Origin of the sequence: Kribbella orskensis, from assembly GCF_004342085.1 — a bacterium.
Classification (GTDB): Bacteria; Actinomycetota; Actinomycetes; order Propionibacteriales; family Kribbellaceae; genus Kribbella; species Kribbella orskensis.
The window spans coordinates 465,476-483,463 of sequence record NZ_SLWM01000006.1 but is presented as its reverse complement, the minus strand read 5'-3'; the positions used below and the strand labels follow the sequence as shown (position 1 = coordinate 483,463).

Annotated in this window: 18 protein-coding genes; 3 read left to right on the top strand and 15 right to left on the bottom strand. The window is 68.8% G+C overall.

Translation table 11 applies throughout. The features are described from left to right. Positions 1-15: 15 nt before the first annotated feature. The 8 genes from EV644_RS20185 to EV644_RS47830 all read right to left on the bottom strand — a co-directional run bounded on the left by EV644_RS20185 (position 16) and on the right by EV644_RS47830 (position 7,377). Positions 16-1,335, bottom strand: a complete 1,320-nt coding sequence (locus tag EV644_RS20185) for an NtaA/DmoA family FMN-dependent monooxygenase (RefSeq protein ID WP_132189825.1) — start codon at positions 1,333-1,335, stop codon at positions 16-18. Continuing rightward, positions 1,332-2,420 carry an LLM class flavin-dependent oxidoreductase gene (locus EV644_RS20180; RefSeq protein ID WP_132189824.1) on the bottom strand — a complete coding sequence of 363 codons (1,089 nt, stop codon included), beginning with the start codon at positions 2,418-2,420 and terminating at the stop codon, positions 1,332-1,334. The genes EV644_RS20185 and EV644_RS20180 overlap by 4 nt, the downstream gene beginning before the upstream one ends. Further along, the gene (gene ssuE, locus EV644_RS47540; protein ID WP_132189823.1) at positions 2,417-3,472 is read right to left on the bottom strand and encodes an NADPH-dependent FMN reductase; all 1,056 of its coding nucleotides are present in this window, start codon (positions 3,470-3,472) and stop codon (positions 2,417-2,419) included. Before ssuE ends, EV644_RS20180 begins: the two co-directional genes overlap by 4 nt. A gap of 16 nt (positions 3,473-3,488) precedes the next feature. Further along, a complete protein-coding gene (locus tag EV644_RS20170; protein ID WP_132189822.1) occupies positions 3,489-4,457 on the bottom strand; it encodes a transporter substrate-binding domain-containing protein in 969 nt (322 codons plus the stop codon). Positions 4,458-4,466: 9 nt separating this feature from the next. Then, positions 4,467-5,414 (bottom strand): ABC transporter substrate-binding protein, encoded by a 948-nt coding sequence (locus EV644_RS20165; RefSeq protein ID WP_132189821.1) that lies wholly within the window; start codon positions 5,412-5,414, stop codon positions 4,467-4,469. Continuing rightward, complete coding sequence (locus EV644_RS20160) at positions 5,414-6,178, bottom strand: amino acid ABC transporter ATP-binding protein (protein ID WP_132189820.1); 765 nt, start codon at positions 6,176-6,178, stop codon at positions 5,414-5,416. The genes EV644_RS20165 and EV644_RS20160 overlap by 1 nt, the downstream gene beginning before the upstream one ends. Further along, positions 6,175-7,170, bottom strand: a complete 996-nt coding sequence (locus EV644_RS20155; RefSeq protein ID WP_199239902.1) for an amino acid ABC transporter permease — start codon at positions 7,168-7,170, stop codon at positions 6,175-6,177. The genes EV644_RS20160 and EV644_RS20155 overlap by 4 nt, the downstream gene beginning before the upstream one ends. Positions 7,171-7,290: 120 nt before the next feature. Then, positions 7,291-7,377: a putative leader peptide gene (locus EV644_RS47830; protein ID WP_369410507.1), complete on the bottom strand. Its 87-nt coding sequence runs from the start codon at positions 7,375-7,377 to the stop codon at positions 7,291-7,293. Between the two features lie 302 nt (positions 7,378-7,679). Here EV644_RS47830 and EV644_RS47225 point away from each other — a divergent pair, with 302 nt between their 5' ends. Continuing rightward, positions 7,680-8,672, top strand: a complete 993-nt coding sequence (locus EV644_RS47225; protein WP_199239901.1) for a M23 family metallopeptidase — start codon at positions 7,680-7,682, stop codon at positions 8,670-8,672. Positions 8,673-8,774: 102 nt separating this feature from the next. Here EV644_RS47225 and EV644_RS20145 read toward each other — a convergent pair whose 3' ends face one another. Then, on the bottom strand, positions 8,775-9,299 hold the full coding sequence (locus EV644_RS20145; RefSeq protein ID WP_241998402.1) for a GNAT family N-acetyltransferase: 525 nt from the start codon (positions 9,297-9,299) through the stop codon (positions 8,775-8,777). Between the two features lie 164 nt (positions 9,300-9,463). Next, the gene (locus tag EV644_RS20140) at positions 9,464-9,982 is read right to left on the bottom strand and encodes an arsinothricin resistance N-acetyltransferase ArsN1 family B (protein ID WP_199239900.1); all 519 of its coding nucleotides are present in this window, start codon (positions 9,980-9,982) and stop codon (positions 9,464-9,466) included. Positions 9,983-10,022: 40 nt separating this feature from the next. Here EV644_RS20140 and EV644_RS20135 point away from each other — a divergent pair, with 40 nt between their 5' ends. Further along, positions 10,023-10,589 carry a helix-turn-helix domain-containing protein gene (locus EV644_RS20135; protein WP_241998401.1) on the top strand — a complete coding sequence of 189 codons (567 nt, stop codon included), beginning with the start codon at positions 10,023-10,025 and terminating at the stop codon, positions 10,587-10,589. Here the strand turns inward: EV644_RS20135 and EV644_RS20130 are convergent. Both EV644_RS20130 and EV644_RS20125 read right to left on the bottom strand, forming a co-directional pair. Further along, positions 10,556-12,118, bottom strand: a complete 1,563-nt coding sequence (locus EV644_RS20130) for an FAD-dependent monooxygenase (protein ID WP_132189818.1) — start codon at positions 12,116-12,118, stop codon at positions 10,556-10,558. The two genes, EV644_RS20135 and EV644_RS20130, sit on opposite strands and share 34 nt — an antisense overlap. Positions 12,119-12,212: 94 nt before the next feature. Next, positions 12,213-12,824: a TetR/AcrR family transcriptional regulator gene (locus tag EV644_RS20125; RefSeq protein ID WP_132189817.1), complete on the bottom strand. Its 612-nt coding sequence runs from the start codon at positions 12,822-12,824 to the stop codon at positions 12,213-12,215. Between the two features lie 173 nt (positions 12,825-12,997). Between EV644_RS20125 and EV644_RS20120 the strand changes: the two genes are divergently transcribed. Beyond that, positions 12,998-14,206: a TerC family protein gene (locus tag EV644_RS20120; protein ID WP_132189816.1), complete on the top strand. Its 1,209-nt coding sequence runs from the start codon at positions 12,998-13,000 to the stop codon at positions 14,204-14,206. 7 nt (positions 14,207-14,213) lie between these two features. On the opposite strand, the gene EV644_RS20115 is transcribed toward EV644_RS20120, so the two are convergent. From EV644_RS20115 to EV644_RS20105, 3 genes are all read right to left on the bottom strand, one after another. Beyond that, positions 14,214-15,434: a globin domain-containing protein gene (locus EV644_RS20115; RefSeq protein ID WP_132189815.1), complete on the bottom strand. Its 1,221-nt coding sequence runs from the start codon at positions 15,432-15,434 to the stop codon at positions 14,214-14,216. A 45-nt stretch (positions 15,435-15,479) separates the two neighbouring features. Then, complete coding sequence (locus EV644_RS20110; protein WP_132189814.1) at positions 15,480-15,926, bottom strand: RrF2 family transcriptional regulator; 447 nt, start codon at positions 15,924-15,926, stop codon at positions 15,480-15,482. A gap of 77 nt (positions 15,927-16,003) precedes the next feature. Further along, positions 16,004-17,908 carry a glycoside hydrolase family 127 protein gene (locus EV644_RS20105; RefSeq protein WP_132189813.1) on the bottom strand — a complete coding sequence of 635 codons (1,905 nt, stop codon included), beginning with the start codon at positions 17,906-17,908 and terminating at the stop codon, positions 16,004-16,006. Positions 17,909-17,988 lie beyond the last annotated feature (80 nt).

The window sequence follows — 17,988 nt, the reverse complement described above, 5'->3', positions numbered from 1 at the left end:
GAGGACCGGCGGTTGTCATGTCGTCAGGCCCAGGTGGTGGCGGAGCGTCGTACCGGTGTACTCCGAACGGAAGGAGCCGCGGTCGCGGAGCAGCGGGACGACGCGGTCGACGAAGTCGTCCAGGCCGCCGGGAGTCAGGTGTGGGACCAGGACGAAGCCGTCGGCGGCGTCCTCCTGGACGTGGCGGTCCATCGCGGCCGCGATCGTCGAGGGCGAACCGATGAAGGTCTGCCGGTTCTGCTGGTTGATCACCGTCTCGCGCAAGGACCAGCCGTGCGCCTCCGCCTGCGCCCGCCACTCCGCGACGATCGGCCCGGGATCGTTGTAGCCGACCCGGCCCTTCGTGACGCCGGAGCCGACCACCGGATCCTCTGCGGGCAACGGACCGTCCGGATCGTAGGACGACAGGTCCCGGCCCCAGAGCAGTTCGGCCAGCACGATCGCCGTGGGTCCGGAGACCTGCTGCTCGCGGATATGGCGCGCCTTGTCTGCCGCTTCCGCATCGGTGTCGGCGACCACGACCGTGACGGCCGGCATGATCTTCAGCGAGTCCTCGGACCTGCCGTACCGTGGCAGCCGCGACTTCACGTCCTTGTAGAAGGTCTGCCCCGCCTCGAAGGCACCGTGCCGGCTGAAGATGACGTCCGCACTGCCCGCGGCGAAGTCCCTGCCCTGGTCGCTGTCACCGGCCTGGATCACCACCGGATGACCCTGCGGCGAACGCGGCAGGCCGAAGCGGCCGTGGATGGAGAAGTGCGCGCCTTCGTCCGTGAAGACCCCAGCGCCTTCACGAGCGAAGACGCCCACCGCCTGAGCCAGGACCAGGTCGTCCTCGCTCCAGGAGTCCCACAGCTTCCGTACCAGCCGGAGCGACTCCTCCGCCCGGACGTAGCGGTCGGCCTTGTCGAGATAACCGCCCCGGCGGAAGTTCTCACCGGTGAACGCGTCCCACGAGGTGACCACGTTCCAAGCCGCGCGGCCGCCGCTGAGGTGATCCAGGGTGGCCAGCCGCTTGGCCAGTTCGTACGGCTCGTTGAAGGTCGAGTTGACCGTCGCCGCGAGACCGAGGTGCGTGGTGACCGCGGCCAGCGCGCTGAGAACCGTCAGCGACTCGGGCCGCCCGACCACGTCGAGATCGTGGATCCGACCCTTCACCTCCCGCAGTCGCAGCCCCTCGGCCAGGAAGAAGAAGTCGAACGTGCCGCGCTCCGCCGTCTCCGCCAGATGCTTGAACGAGGCGAAGTCGATCTGCGAGCCCGACTCCGGGTCGGACCACACGGTGGTGTTGTTGACGCCCGGGAAGTGCGCGGCCAGGTGGATCCGCTTGTGCGTCATGCCTTGCTCCCCACGGCACAGCGATTGGTAGGCCGCTGCAGCCCGAGCCGGTTCCGCAGGGTCGTCGGGCGACTCGTCGCCGGCCCGATCAACTTCCGCTCGCGCAACAACGGCAGCAGCCGCTCGGCGATCACCGGTACGTCGAGCTCGAGCGACGCCGGGCGGAGGTGGATCCCGTCGACACCTTGTGCCGCCCACTCCCCGATCAGGTCCGCGAGCCGCTGCACCCCGCCGATGTGGTCGACCTCCTCAGCCCCATCAGCCCGCCGTACTGCGGACGCGGTGTCCTCGTCGAGCAGGACGCTGACGGAGAGGAGGACCTTTGGCGTGGTGGACGCGGCCTCCCGCACGGCGGCCAGTTGCTCCGCTAGCTCCGCGCTGCCCGGGAGCAGCACCACGTCGGCGTCGGCGGCAGCCTGCAAGGCCTCCGGCGAGCTGACCCGAACGACCGTGAGCGGGTGCCCCTGCGGCGGCCGCGGCACGATCGACGGGCCCTTGATGCTGAACGAAGGGCTCTCGTAGTCGACGTAGTGGATCCGGTCGCGATCGACGAACCGTCCGGTCGCCGCGTCGCGGATGATCGCGTCGTCCTCCCACGAGTCCCAGAGCCGCCGGCTGACGTCGACGACGTACCGGGCCTCTCGCCAGGTCTCGGCGGCCGCAGCGGGCGCACGGCGGCCGATCACCGCGGCGGCCTCCTCGGAGGACGACACCTCGGCCAGCCACCCGGCCCGACCGGAGGAGACGTAGTCGAGCGTCGCAACCGACGCCTGGACGTGGAACGGCTCGGTGTGCGTGACAGTGAGCGTCGGCACCAGTCCGATCCGGTCGGTCGCGGGTGCGATGCGGGCGGCGAGACCGAGTGCGTCCAGCCGGGCACTCACCCGCTCCGGCTCGTCGACCGGTGCCTCCAACGTGTCCACGAAGGTCGCGAAGTCGACGCCCGCCGCCTCGGCGCGTTGCACGGCTCGGAGTGCGAGTTCGCCGGTGAGGATTGCTGCCGGGTCGACCTCAGCACCCCGCCACGCGGCCGGATGACCGCCGGCGCCGTCGATGTCGATCGCCGTGATCAAGCGGCGGCTCATGACGCCACCTGCCAGCTGAGCGTGAGGTCCTTGGTGAACGGCAGCGGCCCGATCGACTCCGGGTCGGCCTCGACGTCGAACTGCGGTTGGAACCCGACGGCGAGATAGAGCGCGGCCGCTTCCGGTTGACGGGGACCGGTGGTCAGGTAGAGCTTGCGGTACCCGAGGTCGGCCGCCGCGGCTTCCAGTTCCTCCAGCACCCGGCGACCGAGTCCCTTGCGCCGATAAAGGTGTGAGGTCCACATCCGCTTCACCTCCGCGGTCTGGTCGTCGTACCGGCGGATCGCGCCGCCGGCCACGGTCTCGTCGCCGTGGCGCAGCAGCACGAAGGCGCCGCCGCGCTCGGTGTGGAAGTCCGAGGCGGGGACCTCGGTGAGCTGGGTGTTCTCGTTGGTGCGTCCGTAGCGGGTGCTGTACTCGACCACCAGGTCGGCGAGCAGCGGCGCCGCCTCCGGGTCCTCGGGTCTCGCCCGCACGATCTCGAGTGCGGCCGTCTGGAGCGGCACGTTCTGCACCGGCTTGCCGCCTTCCACTGTGGACAGGAACGCCTCGGTCACCTCATACAGCGGCACCGACGCGGCCGGGTCCAGCAGCAGCCCACCCCCGTCGTACAGGCGGATGTGCGACGACAGGACGAACCAGCCCTGGCCGATCGAGTCGGCGCCGAGACTCGTGAGCACCGGCCGCAGCGCGTAGTCGATCACCAGCACGTGCGCCGGCGTACCGCCCGTTGCCAGCGGCAACACCGTCTTGCCCCGCAGCGCGTACTGCGGGAGCAGGTCGAGGAACACCTTCAGCAGGCCGGCATACGCCGCCTTGTAGACCGGGGTGGTCACGACGACGGCGTCGGCCTCGGCGAGCAGCTCCACTACGGCCGCGATCGCCGGGTCGTCCGCCCGGCTGCGCAGCAGCGGCTCCGCGGGGAGGTCGCGCAGCACGATCGGCGTGACCCGGTGGCCGTGGCTGAGCAGACGTTTCGTCACGTAGGAGAGCACCGCGTCCGTGCGGGAGATGTCCGACGGACTGCTGGAGATGGTCACAATGGTTGCCATAAGCCCCTTGCTCCTCTCACTTCTGCTTGTCTTTGGGCAGCCCCGGCGGGTTCACCAGGGACTTCGGCACGGCCTCGGCCTGCAGGTGCCACTTGTCGAGGACCCTGGCGTAGCTGCCGTCGGCGATCGCCGCGTTCAGGGCGGCCGCCAGTGGCTCGGCCAGGCCGTTGCCCTTCTTGGTGGTGACACCGACGAGTCCCTGGACCGGGTAGCTCGACGAGACGGTGCCGACGATCTCGGTCTTGCCCGCGGTCGCCACGTGGTACGTCGCGGTCGGGTTCGGGCCGAGGTACAGGTCGATCCGGCCGGACTCCAGCGCGAGGTAGTAGTCGGTGGCCGACTGGTAGTACTTCGGTGTCGCGGCGGCGCGGCCGGCGGCCAGGTTCTGCTTGTTCCAGTCGAGCAGGATCGCCTCCTGCAAGGTCCCGGAGCTGACCGCCACGGTCTTACCCGCGATGTCCGCTGGGCCGTTGACCTTCAGCCCTGATCCCTTCTTCGCCTCCCACGCGTGCAGGCCGAGCCGGTAGGTGGCGAAGTCGTACTTCTCCTTGCGCAACTCGGAGACGCCGATGTTGGAGATGCCGACCTGGTACTTGCCGGAGTCCAGTCCGAGGAAGAGGTTCTCCCAGCTGGTGGTCTGGACCTCCACCTGCAGGCCGAGCACGCTCGCGACCAGGTAGGCGATGTCGACCTCGACGCCGATCGGGGTCTTGTTGTCGTCCGCGGTGAACGCCAGTGGCGGCTGCCCACCACCGGCCGAACCGCTGCCGACCACGAGCTTCCCGTTCGCCCGTACTGCGGCCGGCAGTTCCGCGACGAGGCTGTCCACCTTGGCGGAGGTGATGTGCTGCTGCCCGGCCGAGGTGTCGAACGAGACGGCCGAGGCGTCGCCGCCCTTCGGCGCTTCCGCGACCGGATCGGCACAACCAGCCACGAGCAGCCCTACGGCGACGCCGAGAACGGCGAGTGCATTCCTGGATCTCATGAGTTCTCCTCAGCTCGTCAACGGGAGGCCGGGTGGGTTGAGCTCGGACTTCTCGACCGCTTCGGTGGACACGTTCCAGCGATCGAGCACCTTGGCGTAGCTGCCGTCGGCGATGACCGCGTTCAGCGCTGCCTGGTAGGCCTGCACGAGGCCGTTGTCCTTCTTGGTGGTCGCGGCGATCAGGCCCTGCAGCGTCGGCCCGGCGCCGGAGAACTTCCCGATCGTCTCGGTCTGCCCGCCGGTCCGGACGTGGTACGCGATCGACGGGTTCGGGCCGAGGTAGGCGTCGATCCGGCCGGAGCTCAGTGCCAGGTAGGTGTCGGGCTGACTCTGGAAGTACTTGATCGTTGCCGCGGGCAACCCGGCCTTGACGTTGGCCTCGTTCCAGTCGACCAGGATCTTCTCCTGGTTGGTGCCCGAGCCGACCGCGATCGTCTTGCCCGCGACGTCCTTGCCCTCGGCGATCTTCCAGGTCGAGCCCTTCTTCGCCTCGAACGCGATGTCGTCCTTGCGGTAGGTGGCGAAGTCGTACTTCTGCTTGCGCTTCTCGGTCACGGTGATGTTGGAGAACCCCGCGTCGTACTTGGCCGAGTCCAGACCGATGAACAGGTTCTCCCAGCTGGTCACCTGGATCTCCGGCCTCAGCCCGAGCGCCTCGGAGACGAGGTACGCGAGGTCGACCTCGAGGCCGATCGGGGTCTTGTTGTCGTCGGCGATGAAGCCGAGCGGCGGGTTGCCGCTGCCGAAGCCGGCTCCGACGATCAGCGTGCCGCGCTCGCGGATCTTCGCCGGCAGTAGCGCGGCCGCCGCGTCGTTCTTGGTGGTGGTCACTCTGTTCTGTTCTGCTGAGGTGTTCACGCCCAACTGGGCGCTGGTGTTCTCGGTGTCGGCCGGGTCCGCACCGCACCCCGCAAGAAGCAGGGGCGCCAGAGCGAAGGCGATCAGGAGTCTTCTCATCACAGGACCTTGGAGATGAAGGCGCGGGTGCGCTCGTGGGTGGGGTGGTCGAGCACCGCCGCCGGCGGGCCTGCTTCGACGATCCGGCCGCCGTCCATGAACACCACGGTGTCGGCGATCTCCCGGGCGAAGCCGATCTCGTGGGTGACGACGACCATGGTCGAGCCCTCGCGGGCGAGTTCCTTGATCACGTCCAGCACCTCGCCGACGAGTTCCGGGTCGAGCGCGCTGGTCGGCTCGTCGAACAGCAGCACCTTCGGCCGCAGTGCGAGGGCCCTGGCGATGGCGACGCGTTGCTGCTGACCGCCCGACAGTTGCCGGGGATAGACGTCGGCCTTGTCGTCGACACCGACGCGCTCCAGCAACTCCCGGGCGACCGGCTCGACCTCGCTGCGCTTGCGGCGTTGGGCGGACACCGGCGCCTCGACGACGTTCTGGAGTGCCGTCAGATGGCCGAACAGGTTGAAGTTCTGGAAGACGAAGCCGACCTGGGACCGCTGGCGCAGGATCTCCCGCTCGCGCAGTTCGTAGAGCTTGTCGCCGCGCCGCCGGTAGCCGATCAGCTCGCCGTCGATCCGGACCAGCCCGCGATCCACCTTCTCCAGATGGTTGATCGACCGCAGCAGCGTCGACTTGCCCGAGCCGGACGGCCCGAGGATCACCGTCACCGTGCCGGCCCGGACTTCCAGGTCCACTCCCTTGAGGACCTCCAGCGTGCCGAAGGACTTGTGCACACCCCGAAGGTCGAGCATCACCGCGCTCATGTGGCTGCTCCGGACCCGGCCGCCGCTCTGGCCTGCAACCCGCGCCAACTCCGGCGTACGCGCTGGATCGGGGTCGGAGGCAGCTCGCGGCTGGTACCGCGGGCGAAGTACCGCTCCAGATAGAACTGGGCGATCGACAGGAGGGTGGTCAGCACGATGTACCAGACCGTGGCCACCATCAGCAGCGGTACGACGCGGCTGTTGCGGCCGTAGATCACCTGGACCTGGTAGAAGAGCTCCGGGATCGCCATCACCGAGACGATCGAGGTGCCCTTGAACAGGCTGATCACCTCGTTCGCGCCGTTCGGCAGGATCGACCGCATCGCCTGCGGCAGCACGATCCTGAAGAACTGCCGCAGGCGCGGGATCCCCAGCGCGGCGGCGGCTTCGAGCTGCCCCTGGTCGACGGAGATGATGCCGCCGCGGATGATCTCCGCGGCGTACGCGGCCTGGTGCAGGGCCAACCCCAGTACTGCGGCGCCGAGCGGGCCGAACAGGTTGTTCGTGCTGAAGTGCACGAACTCCGGACCGAACGGGATGCCCAGGCTCAGCTCCTGGTACAGGTAGGCGAGATTGAACCAGAACAGCAGCTGCACGATCAACGGGATCGAGCGGAAGGCCCAGATGTAGCCCCAGGCAACCACTTGCAGGAACGGGCTGCTCGACAACCGCATCGACGCGATCACGCCGCCGAGGACGAAGCCCAGCACCGTTCCGTACAGGGTCAACTGCAGCGTGACACCGAGCGCGGAGAAGATCGTCCGGGTGGTGAAGTACTGGAAGAACGTCGGCCAGTCCCAGCCGGGGTTGGTGACCAGGCCATGCGCGAACATCGCCAGCAGCACGAGAACGACGGCGACGCCGACCCAGCGCCAGGGGTGACGGTGACCGACTACCGGAAGATCCGCGTCGGACAGTCCGGTAGTAGGGGTGGAGGATGGGGTCTGGGGCGGGTCCTCGGTGGGGGCCGAGGGCGGTGAGGTGGTGGACACAGGTTCTCTCCCGGGCGGCGGGCAGGCCGGACACGCGCGGCGCCACGAAGCGGTTCGGGCACGGCGCGGCAGACGTCCCTCGCGGGGCGTCATGACAGGGGGATGCGACTAGCTAGGCGGTCAGCGCAGACACAGTGCGCTGGAGACCCGCTGCAGATCGATGTGGAGACGGTAGTAGGCGAGTTCGCGGAGTGCTGGTTCGGTCATCGCCGTCTCCTTCCTCTCGAGCCTCCCGGGCCTCTGGCGGGCCGGGTGATTCCAGTATGAGAGGACATTGAAAGGTTAGTAAGTCAGTAGACAAACCTCTCAAATGCTGGACGCCTCATAGCGCTTCGAAGGGCCTCTGGGCAGGCGTGACCCACGTGATCCCAGTCACGCTCGGATTGAACTATCTCGGCCCCTTGTTTACGCCTGAGTAGCAACACGGGGCAGCCTGAGCCTCACCGTGCGTCACGGATTTCGGTGATCTGGTTGCAGTCCGCGTTTGAGGAGCCTGTGAAGGCGTCGTTATGGTCAATGAGCCGCTTGGGCACACCCTGGCGGCTACTCGACTCTGGAAGGCTCTCGTGTCCCCTCACCACGATGTGTCGGATGCAGAACGCGCGACACCGCGCCGCTCGCCCGGCTCCCGTCGGGTGGCCCTGCACCGCCTCACCCGTCGCCCCACTGGCCGTCAGGCCGCGCAGCTGGTCGGCCTGACGGCCGCGCTGGCCGCGGCCGCCGGCACGGGCGCTGTCGCCCTCAACTCCTCCCCCTCCGGTGCCGCCACCAGCGCCACCTCAGCCCAGCAGAACGCCCTCACCACCGCTCGGATCGAGCGCAGCCAGCAGGCCTCGCGGGACGGGTCGCGCACCGACCTGACCCTGGAGGGCACTCGCAAGGCCCAAGCGACCGAGCAGGCGCGGATCCGCGCCGCCAAGCTGGCCGCCACCGCAACCCTGACCGAGCGCCGGGCCCTCGCCCTGGCGGCCACCAAGGCTCTCGAAGCGCAGAAGCGGGCGGCGGCCGTCAAGGCAGCCGCGGCCGCGAAAGCCGCGGCGATCGCCAAGGCCAAGGCGAAGGCCGCAGCTGCCGCGGCCGCTGCGAAGGCAGCGGCGGCGGCTCCGAAGATCGTCCTCCCGACCACCGGCTACCACCTGACCGCGCGCTTCGGCCAGGCCGGCGGTCGCTGGGCCGCCAACCACACCGGCCTCGACTTCGCCGCCCCGATCGGTACGCCGGTCCGCTCGGTGATGGCCGGCCAGGTGATCCAGGCCGAGTTCGCGGGTGCCTACGGTCGCCAGGTGAAGGTCCGCCACGCCAACGGCACGGTGACCTCCTACAGCCACATGTCCGAGTTCGACGTCTCCGTCGGCGACTCGGTCTCGGCCGGCTCCAAGGTCGGCGCCATCGGCGTCACCGGCAACACCACCGGCCCCCACCTCCACTTCGAGGTACTCCCCAACGGCGGCCCCGCCATCGACCCCGAGCCCTGGCTCGAGGCCCGAGGCATCAACCCGTAACCCCAGTACCCCCACCAAACCGGGTGGCTCCCCACGTTCTCAGGGGAGCCACCCGGTTGTCTGTCTCGGAGGCCGGCCGATCCGCGTGGGTCGGCGTACGGGTCAGAGGAACTTGGCCAGGTCCAGGGCGTCGACGTACTCGCCGTCGATCTGGAACTCGCGGTGGTGAGTGCCTTCGAGGGTGTAGCCGTGGCGTTCGTAGAGGCGGCGGGCCGGGGCGTTGGTGGCGTGGACGTGGAGGGTGATCTTGCGGGCGCCGCGGCGTCCGGCTTCGGCGGCGGCGGCTTCGAGCAGGGTGGAGCCGACGCCGCGGCCCCGGGCGTTGTTGGCGACGGCCAGGCCGTTGATGGCCAGTACGCCGCTGCCCTCGGGGAACGGGTACTTGTCCTGCAGCCGGAGGTAGCCGAGCACCTCGCCATCGGCCTCGGCGACCAGGTGGGCGTCGGGTCCGCTGCGTTCATTGAAGAACTGGCTCCGCTCGCCGCTGGTGAGCGACGGGAAACCGGACGACCCGTCCCACGCGGTCAGCTCGATCTCCAGCAGGGCCGCATCGTCAGCCTCCACAGCCCGCCGAACAGTCACGTTCCCGGGCGAATCGGCTGCGGCAGGAGAGCGGTCATCAGTCACGTCGTCCATCTTCACCCCGCACAGGTGCATTCAGGAGCTGACGCTGAGTTCCGCGGTGAGGCCGCCGGTGGGGTTGGGGTGACCGTTAGGCGGGCGCCGTAGAGGTCGGCGATGGTCGAGACCAGGGTGAGGCCGAGGCCGTGGCCGCGAGGGCTGCCCGCGCGTTAGTGGGGTTCTGTGGGTGGGGTGGTGGGGGTGGCCAGGGGGCGTTGGGACCAGGCGACGTCGTGCCAGGTGTTGTGTTTCCAGCCGATGTTTCGGTAGGTGCCGATGGGTTCGAAGCCCAGGGAGGCGTGGAGGCCTACGCTGGCGTCGTTCGGGAGGGTCATGCCGGCGACTGCGGTGCGGTAGCCGCGTTCGGTCAGGCGCTCGAAGAGGGCTTCGTAGAGGGCCCGGCCACCTCCGGTGCGGCGTCTGCCGAGTTCCAGGTAGATGCTGACCTCGCACGACCACCGGTACGCCGCTCGGGGTTTCATCGGCATGGCGTACGCGTAGCCGACGACGCGGCCTTCGTCCTCGAGGACGAGCCAGGCGTGCGTCTCCAACGAGCGTGCGATGCGTTCCGCCATCTCGGCGGGGGTCGGTGGGTCGAGTTCGAAGCTGATCGCGGTCTGCTCCACGTAGGGCGCGTAGATCGCCGCACAGGCCTCCGCGTCGAGTTCCGAGGCATCTCTGATCTTCATGACTACGATAGTAGCCAGACTTGCCCCTATAGTGGCAAGCATGTTGGAAGATCCGCTGTCCGCCTCGCTCGCCGCCACCCTCCAGTCCGCACGGGTCGCCCAGGATCTCTCCGTGAACGCCCTGGCCGAGCGCTCCGGCGTCTCCCGCGCCATGATCGGCAAGATCGAACGCGGCGAGGCCCAGCCCACCGCAGTACTGCTCGGCCGGCTCTCCGGGGCGCTCGGCCTGACCCTGTCGGAGCTGGTGGCGCGGGCCGAGGGCGCCGGTGACCTACTGAGGCGGGCCGGGGACCAGCCGACCTGGACCGACCCGGCCACCGGCTACCGGCGCCGCGCCGTCTCCCCCACCACCGAGGGACCGCTCGAACTGGTCGAGGTCGAACTTCCACCCGGCGCCTCGGTCTCGTATCCCGCCGACGCCTACATCTTCAAGTACCAGCAGATCTGGGTTCTCGAAGGCGAGCTCCACTTCCAGGAGGGCGACGTGCTCCACCAACTGGCCACCGGCGACTGCCTCCAACTCGGCGCCCCGGCCCCCTGCACCTTCAACAACCCCACCGCCGACCCCTGCCGCTACCTCGTCGCACTGGTCAAAGGCCGCGCCTGACCAGCCTGTACTCCGAACCAGCGCGCGAGCGCGATCCGCAGAGCTTCCCGCTCCTCGGGCCCATCGACCTCAGCAGCCCAGGCGACATACCCGTCCGGACGGAGCAGCAACGCGATCGGCGGACCGGACGTCTGCGGCTGAGCAGCGATGGTCTGGATGCGATCAGTACCGACCTGGCGGGCGAACACCGCATCCGGGGTGAAGTCGAATAGCAGTGGTCGAGCGGTCCGGGTCAGCTCGGCCAGCCGGACTGAATCAGCTCCACCGGTCAGCGTGAGGACCATGTCGGGGGCCCACTGGCCTACCAGCGGGTGTGGACCATCGGCGTACCGGATGTCGGCGCCGGACATCAGCGCTGCGATGTGGCGGGTGTTGTCCGGCTTGGCGAGGAGTTCCAGGAAGAGTTTGCGGAGGGCGGTGACCTCACTACCCGGGGCGATCAGCGCGGACTGAGCCTGCGTCTGCATGACCACACGCTCACCGACGGGCCGACGCTCGGCCTCGTAGCTGTCGAGCAGCCCGTCCGGCGCCCATCCCTGGATCTCGGCGGCGAGCTTCCAGCCGAGGTTGATCGTGTCCTGCAGCCCCAGATTGAGCCCGGGCCCACCGATCGCCGAGTGCACGTGCGCGGCATCGCCGACCAGCAGCACCCGCCCCTCCCGGAACCGCGCGGCCAGCCGGCTGTTCCCACCGACCACCCGCCGCAGCACGTGCGGCCCGTCCCCTTCCGGCGCCGCCAGCGGCAGGTCCACCCCGAGCACCCGCCGCACACTCTCCCGCATCTCCCCGAACGTCATAGGCCCGTCAGCCGGTACATCCCACTCCCCCGTACTCACCAATGGAGCCCGCCCGGGGAACGCCGCGAACACGAACAAGCCACGCTCGTTCCGGTGATGCCTGAACGGCGGAATCACCCCGTACTCCGGTACCACCAGCGCGCCCGTCGCCGGATCCACCAGCTCGGGCGGAACCACCGCGTTCGCAGTACGGGAGACCATGGTGTCGGTCGTCACGCCCGGGAAGTCGATCCCCGCGAGCTTGCGGGTCAGACTGCGACCACCGTCGGCACCGACCAGATAGCGGGCCTGCAACTCGTACGAACCGTCCGGGCCGGACACCTCGACAGTGACGGCCTCGGGAGTCTGAGACAGGTTCGTCAGCTCGTGCCCGCGGCGGATCTCGACGCCGAGCTCGAGCGCCCGCTCCTGCAGCACCTCTTCGATCCGGCGCTGCGGAACGCCGAGTATGTACAGCGGGTTGTCGTCCAACCCACTCAGCTCCAGCGGCAAGGCGCCGAAGGTGAAGGCCGGCACCGGAGCCGGCGGCACGAGGTCCCCCTTGAGGCGCTCGTACAGCCCGCGACGGTCGAGCATCCGGACCACCTGGCCGACGAGTCCGTTGGCTCGCGGCTCCTCGCTGCGCTCCGGCAGCCTCTCCAGCACGATCGGGTGGACCCCGGCCAGACTCAGCTCGCAGGCGAGCATCAGTCCGTTCGGTCCGGCACCCGCGATGACGACCTCGGTAAGCATCAGCCTGTTCCTTCCGTCGATAACACAAATGGGCGTGACTCAGCACCCCGGCGGCGCGCTCACCGCACCTTCCGGGTGGATCTGTAGCTGGGCTCTAGCTGGGCTCTGGCAGACCGGCCTGCAGTTGATCGAGGGCGTCACTCAGCAGATCGGCCATGGGCATCGGTGGATCGGCGCGCAGCCACTCATTCATCGCCACCGCGACAGCGGCGCCCACCGCGGCGGCGACGAGCTTCGGATAGATCCCGCTCGTGCCCGTCCGGGCGGCGATGGCGTCCGCCATCTCCTGCTCGGCGGTGGCGCCGGCCTTGACGAGCTCGCCCTGCAACGCCGGCTCGGTCACCATCAGCCGGATCCCGGCGAGCCACTGCTCATCCGGCTTCCCCATCCCGCCATGACCCTCCTGGCCCAGCGCGAACTGGGTCTCGATCGCGGTCCGGATGGCCGGCCACAGCGGCTCGTCGGCCGGACGCGCCCGCAGCGCCTCCGCGATCCGCAGCGTTCGGTCGACGTGCCGGGCCGCGATCGCCTCGGCCTTGCTGGAGAAGTAGTTCCGGAAGGTCCGCAACGAGACCCCGGCCTCGGCGGCGATGTCCTCGACCCGCACGTTGTCCAGACCCCGCTCGACCACCAGCCGGACCGCCGCCCAGCTCAGCGCGATCCGGGTCTCCTGCTTCTTCCGCTCCCGCAGCCCGATCGTGTCCATACCGGCCACCGTAGCAAAACTTGCCCAAAGTGCAAATATGCCTATCCGGCAAACAGCAGTAGGTCATCGGCTTGTTCGAGACGGTCGGCGACAGCCGCCGAGGGCCCATGGTTGGCTAGGGCGCGGGGCACTTCGCGCCGCCTTCCACCCCTTCGCGATCGGAACCCGAGACTATGACCGTTTCCCCGCTGGTCTGGATCCTGACCGTGGCGGCCATCGTCGGCCTGCTCCTGTTCGACTACTTCTTCCATGTCCGGCCGGCGCACACGCCGCGGCTGAGAGAGGCCGCCATCTGGTCCAGCGTGTACGTCGGGATCGCGCTGCTGTTCGGACTCGGCATGCTGATCATCGGCGGCCCGGCGATGGGCTCGGAGTACTTCGCGGGCTACATCACCGAGAAGGCCCTGTCGGTCGACAACCTGTTCGTCTTCCTGATCATCATGACCAGCTTCAGGGTGCCGCGGGAGGACCAGCAGAAGGTACTGCTGTTCGGCATCGGGTTCTCCCTGATCGCCCGGACCGGGTTCATCTTCCTCGGGTCGGCGCTGCTGAACACGTTCTCGTGGGTGTTCTACCTGTTCGGCGTGGCCTTGCTGCTCACCGCCGGCAACATGCTCAAACCGGAGACTGAGGAGTCCCACTCGGCGCAGAACTTCGTGGTCCGGCTGAGCCGGCGACTGTTCCGGACCACCGACGAGTTCGACGGCGACCGGTTGTTCACCGTCGTCGACGGACGCCGGGTGATGACGCCGATGCTGCTGGTGATGGTGGCGATCGGCGGCACCGACCTGCTGTTCGCGCTGGACTCCATCCCGGCGATCTTCGGCCTGACCCAGAACGTCTACATCGTGTTCACCGCGACCGCCTTCAGCCTGCTCGGCCTGCGCCAGTTGTACTTCCTCCTCGACGGGCTGCTGGACCGGCTCATCTACTTGTCCTACGGGCTGGCCGCGATCCTCGCGTTCATCGGCGCGAAGCTCATCCTGCACGCACTGCACGAGAACAACCTGCCGTTCGTGAACGGCGGTGAGCCCGTCGACGTGGCCGAGATCAGCACCGGCGTGTCGCTGGTCGTCATCCTGGGCGTGCTGCTGGTCACGATCCTCGCGTCGCTGTTCAGTACCCGCGGCCGGACCCAGACCGCGATGGCCCAGATCCGCCGGGACGCGGCCGCCTACCTCGACTCCGAGTACACCGCGGACCCGGGCGAGCGCGAACGGATCTTCCGCCGGCTGCTCGGCGCCCGCGACCACATCATCGCGCTCGGTCCCAGGGCCCGGCAGCAGGTCAAGAACGAACCCGAACTGATGGACCTCTGCCGCCGCGCCGCCGCGAGCCACGCCGCCGCCCACCCCGAACACGAGATCCGGCCCAGCCTTTGACCGCCCCTCAGACGGTGGCGAGCCACTTGTCGGGGCCGAACACCTCATAGCGGATGTTGGCTTCGGGCAGCCCGCGGGCGATCAGGCTGCCGTGGACCGACTCCATGAACGGCAGCGGTCCGCAGAGGTAGACCTGCGCATCGGTGGAGATGTCCACGGCGTCGAGGTCGACGAGGCCGGCGAGGAGGTCGTCGCGCGTGGGCCGCACCCCGAGGTCCTCGTACCACCGGTGCAGGGTGGCCGCGGGCAGTTGGTCGACGAGCTCCTTGAGCTCTTGCCGATGGGCGTGCCGGGCCGGGGAGCGATCGGCGTGCAGGACCATGACGTCGCGCGGCGAGGCGGTGTGGGTCAGGTAGTGCAGCATGCCGATGATCGGGGTCGACCCGATGCCGGCCGAGATCAGCAGCAGCGGTGCGTCGGAGGTGTCGAGGACCAGGTCGCCGAACGGCGGCGAAACGGTGAGCTCGTCGCCCTCGAAGACACTGCGATGCAAGAAGTTGGACACCTCGCCCTCCGGAATCGGCGAGCCGTCGTCGGCGTGAGAGGCGGCGATGGCCTTGACGCTGATCGCCCACTCATCGGCCCGGTGCGCCTGGGTGAGGCTGTACTGGCGGATCTGCCGGGCACCGTCGGGCAACGTGCATGCCACGGAGATGTACTGACCGGGTCGCGCCGCAGGCAGCGCCGTCCCGTCGGGCGAGGCGACGACGAACGACACCGTGTCCGGCGACTCCTGGACCCGCGCTCGCACGACCACCGTGCGCCACACCTGTGCGGGCTGCACGCCCGCTCCCGCGTACAGCTCCTTCTCGATCGCGATGAGGTCATTGGCCATCAGCCAGTACACCTCGTCCCAGGCCGCCGCGACCTCAGGGGTGATCGCGTCCCCGAGTACCTCGACGATGGCGTCGAACAGGTGCTTGTGCACGATCGCGTACTGGTCCTCGGCGATGCCCAAGGAGGCATGCTTGTGCGCGATCCGGGCGAGCAGGTCCTTGGGCGTCGGGGCGTTGTCGCTGACCAAGAGGGTGGCGTACGCCGCGATGGCACCTGCCAGTGCACGCTGCTGGTCCCCCTGTGCCTGGTTGCCGCGGTTGAACAGGTCCCGTTCGAGGTCTGGGTGCGCGGCGAACATCCGTCGGTAGAAGATCGGCGTGATCTCGTCGATCGCGGCACCGATCACCGGCAGCGTGGCCGTGACCACCTGAGTCGACTGGGCTGACAACATGCATCCTCCATAGGGGTTGACGGGTGACAAGGGTTGACGGGTGCGCTAACTGGCGGGGCGGTCGGCCAGCGAGAGCAGGACGCCCGCCGTCGGCGGCCGGGTGAGATCGGTCACCGTGAACGGATCGAGTTCTCTGAAGAACGCTTCCTGCGCATCGCGCAGCACCGCCCGCAACCGGCATGCGTGGCGCAGCGGACAGGGATTCGTCCCCTCACACTCGATGACTTCCGACGTGCCCTCGAGTTCACGCACGAGCCGGCCGATCGGCATGGCGCGGCCGTGCTCGGTGAGGCTCAGCCCACCATGGCGACCGCGACGGGTCTCGACGACGCCCAGACTCTGCAGTCGCGACACGACCTTCGCGGCGTGGGTGTACTTGACCGCCATCTGATCCGCTACCGACTGAGTGGTCGGCCCCGAGCCATCGGCCTCGGACACGGCGAGCCGCATCAGAATGCGAAGCCCCAGGTCGGTGAATCGGGTCAGCTGCACGTTCGTGACCCTACATAATTCGGCATCTCAAATACCAAATTATTCGATTGTGCGGTGCAGCACAGGCTGAGCGGCGGCTAGCCCTTGACGGCAGGGCGGTCAGACCGCCCCGCGTCGCCGCGCGGGAGCCAGACGCGCATCGCGCCGATCTCGCGATTCGCCCAGGCGTAGTACGGGACCGCGACGACCTCGACCTCGGTGTCGGTCCTGCCTCTGGTCCTCAGCACGGTGACACCGTCAAGTAGCGACGGGTCGTGGCTGACGGCAACGTCCGCGTCGGTCAGCAGGTGCAGGTCGTCGACGTTCGCCTGCTGGTCGACCTGCTCGACGGCATAGACCAGCGGCCCGCGTTCCAGCGCGACGCATCCCCGGACCGCGTCGACCCTCGGATGAGCCGTGACCGCTCTTGGCTTCATCGGCAGCTGGACTTCCACGACGGCACCGACCGGCCACTCTCGCTCGATCCGCGCGTACTCGCCGGCTGCCACCGGAGCGCCGTCGACGGTTGCCCCTTCGGCCCACTGCGGGATGCGCAGCTCCAGCGCCCACGGACCGTCCGCCGTCTGCTCGACGGTCACCCGGACGGAGCCCTGCCACGGGTACTCCGTCTCCACCGTCAGCCCGATCGAGCCGCGCCCTGGCAGCTCTGCCGTCACCGCGCCCGCGGCGTACTGGTGGAGCTGGACGCTGTCGGTGCTGGTGCTCGCGAGGTAGCCGTCGAGGCTGGCGAGGGTGCGCATGATGTTCGGCGGACAGCATGCGCAGTCGAACCAGCCACGTCGGCCGTGGGCGGGACTGCGGTTGTTGTCGGGATGCGCGGAGCCTCGCAATTGGAGCGGATTCACGTAGAAGTACTCGCTGCCGGCCAACGAGACGCCGGCCAGGAAGCCGTTGTAGAGCATCCGCTCGATGGCATCCGCGTACTGCGCTTCGCCCGTCGCCAGCAGCATCCGCCAGGCCCACTGGATGCCACCGATCGCGGCGCACGTCTCGGCGTACGCGCGGTCCGGCGGCAGCTCGTGCTCGTCGCCGAACGCCTCGCCATCCCACCGCGCGCCGAGTCCGCCGGTCACGTAGGTCTTCGTCGACCACATGTGCGCGAACTGCCTCTTCAACGCCTCGAGCAACTCCGCATCACCGGTCTCCAGCGCCACATCCGTCGCGCCGGCCGCGAGATAGACCGCCCGTACCGCGTGGCCCTCCACGGTGGCGGCTTCTCGCACGGGAACCCGGTCGGAGAAGTACGTCGGTTCGTGGCCGTGGTTCGCGATGATGCCGTGGCCGCGGGCCTCGACGAACCAGCGGGCGAGCTCGAGGTACGCGCTCGTGCCGGTCTCGCGGTACAGCTCGACCAGGGCCATCTCGATCACCGGATGACCGTCGACATCCACGGTCTTGCCGTCACCCTCGCCGTCGCTGTCACCGAAGGACGCGACCAGGTGGTCCGCCAGCTTGATCGCGACCTCGAGGAGTTCGCGATCCCCCGTGCACCGGACCTGCGCGAGCGCCGCCTGGATCAGGTGACCGGCGCAGTAGTGCTCGTGGCTCCAGACTAGCTGCTGGTAGCGGCCCTCGTCGCCGTACCGGAGTTGCACGACGGAGTCGAGGTAGCCGTCCTCGCGTTGCGCGGCCGCGACGATCGCGGTCAGCTCTCGCTGGCGCTCGAGGAGCTCCTCGGAAGGGTTCCGGCCGTACTCCCAGGCGACGGCCTCGAGCCACTTGTAGACGTCGGAGTCGGCGAACACCGGCCCGATCGCCTCGCCATCGCCGATCCCCGCGGCCAGCCGCAGATTGTGCAGGTTGCCGGCCGACTCGAGTTGCTGCTGCCCGAACGGGATCGCCTGATCGCCGTTCCGGGTCTGCCTCGGGGCCCAGAATCCGCTGCCGATCCGGGCCTGTCCGAGACCGACCGGTTGCCACCTCCCGCGGCGGGCGGCGGCCGGGCTGAGGGAGGTGGTGGCTGCTTCCGGGCTGGCGCTCATCAGCGACTCCTGGACTGGGGCGGAAATCCGGAACACGTTTTCCTGATCGAACGTAGAGAGCTTCACCGGCCTAGTCAACC

What these genes read in the sequence shown, in the direction of transcription:
- EV644_RS20160 (WP_132189820.1), bottom strand. Translation starts at nt 6,178, where the DNA reads ATGAGCGCGGTGATGCTCGACCTTCGGGGTGTGCACAAGTCCTTCGGC.
- EV644_RS20125 (WP_132189817.1), bottom strand. Translation starts at nt 12,824, where the DNA reads ATGGACACGATCGGGCTGCGGGAGCGGAAGAAGCAGGAGACCCGGATC.
- EV644_RS20170 (WP_132189822.1), bottom strand. Translation starts at nt 4,457, where the DNA reads ATGAGATCCAGGAATGCACTCGCCGTTCTCGGCGTCGCCGTAGGGCTG.
- EV644_RS20165 (WP_132189821.1), bottom strand. Translation starts at nt 5,414, where the DNA reads ATGAGAAGACTCCTGATCGCCTTCGCTCTGGCGCCCCTGCTTCTTGCG.
- EV644_RS20120 (WP_132189816.1), top strand. Translation starts at nt 12,998, where the DNA reads ATGACCGTTTCCCCGCTGGTCTGGATCCTGACCGTGGCGGCCATCGTC.
- EV644_RS20180 (WP_132189824.1), bottom strand. Translation starts at nt 2,420, where the DNA reads ATGAGCCGCCGCTTGATCACGGCGATCGACATCGACGGCGCCGGCGGT.
- EV644_RS20135 (WP_241998401.1), top strand. Translation starts at nt 10,023, where the DNA reads ATGTTGGAAGATCCGCTGTCCGCCTCGCTCGCCGCCACCCTCCAGTCC.
- EV644_RS20105 (WP_132189813.1), bottom strand. Translation starts at nt 17,908, where the DNA reads ATGAGCGCCAGCCCGGAAGCAGCCACCACCTCCCTCAGCCCGGCCGCC.
- ssuE (WP_132189823.1), bottom strand. Translation starts at nt 3,472, where the DNA reads ATGGCAACCATTGTGACCATCTCCAGCAGTCCGTCGGACATCTCCCGC.
- EV644_RS20115 (WP_132189815.1), bottom strand. Translation starts at nt 15,434, where the DNA reads ATGTTGTCAGCCCAGTCGACTCAGGTGGTCACGGCCACGCTGCCGGTG.
- EV644_RS20130 (WP_132189818.1), bottom strand. Translation starts at nt 12,118, where the DNA reads ATGCTTACCGAGGTCGTCATCGCGGGTGCCGGACCGAACGGACTGATG.
- EV644_RS47225 (WP_199239901.1), top strand. Translation starts at nt 7,680, where the DNA reads ATGGTCAATGAGCCGCTTGGGCACACCCTGGCGGCTACTCGACTCTGG.
- EV644_RS20140 (WP_199239900.1), bottom strand. Translation starts at nt 9,982, where the DNA reads ATGAAGATCAGAGATGCCTCGGAACTCGACGCGGAGGCCTGTGCGGCG.
- EV644_RS47830 (WP_369410507.1), bottom strand. Translation starts at nt 7,377, where the DNA reads ATGACCGAACCAGCACTCCGCGAACTCGCCTACTACCGTCTCCACATC.
- EV644_RS20185 (WP_132189825.1), bottom strand. Translation starts at nt 1,335, where the DNA reads ATGACGCACAAGCGGATCCACCTGGCCGCGCACTTCCCGGGCGTCAAC.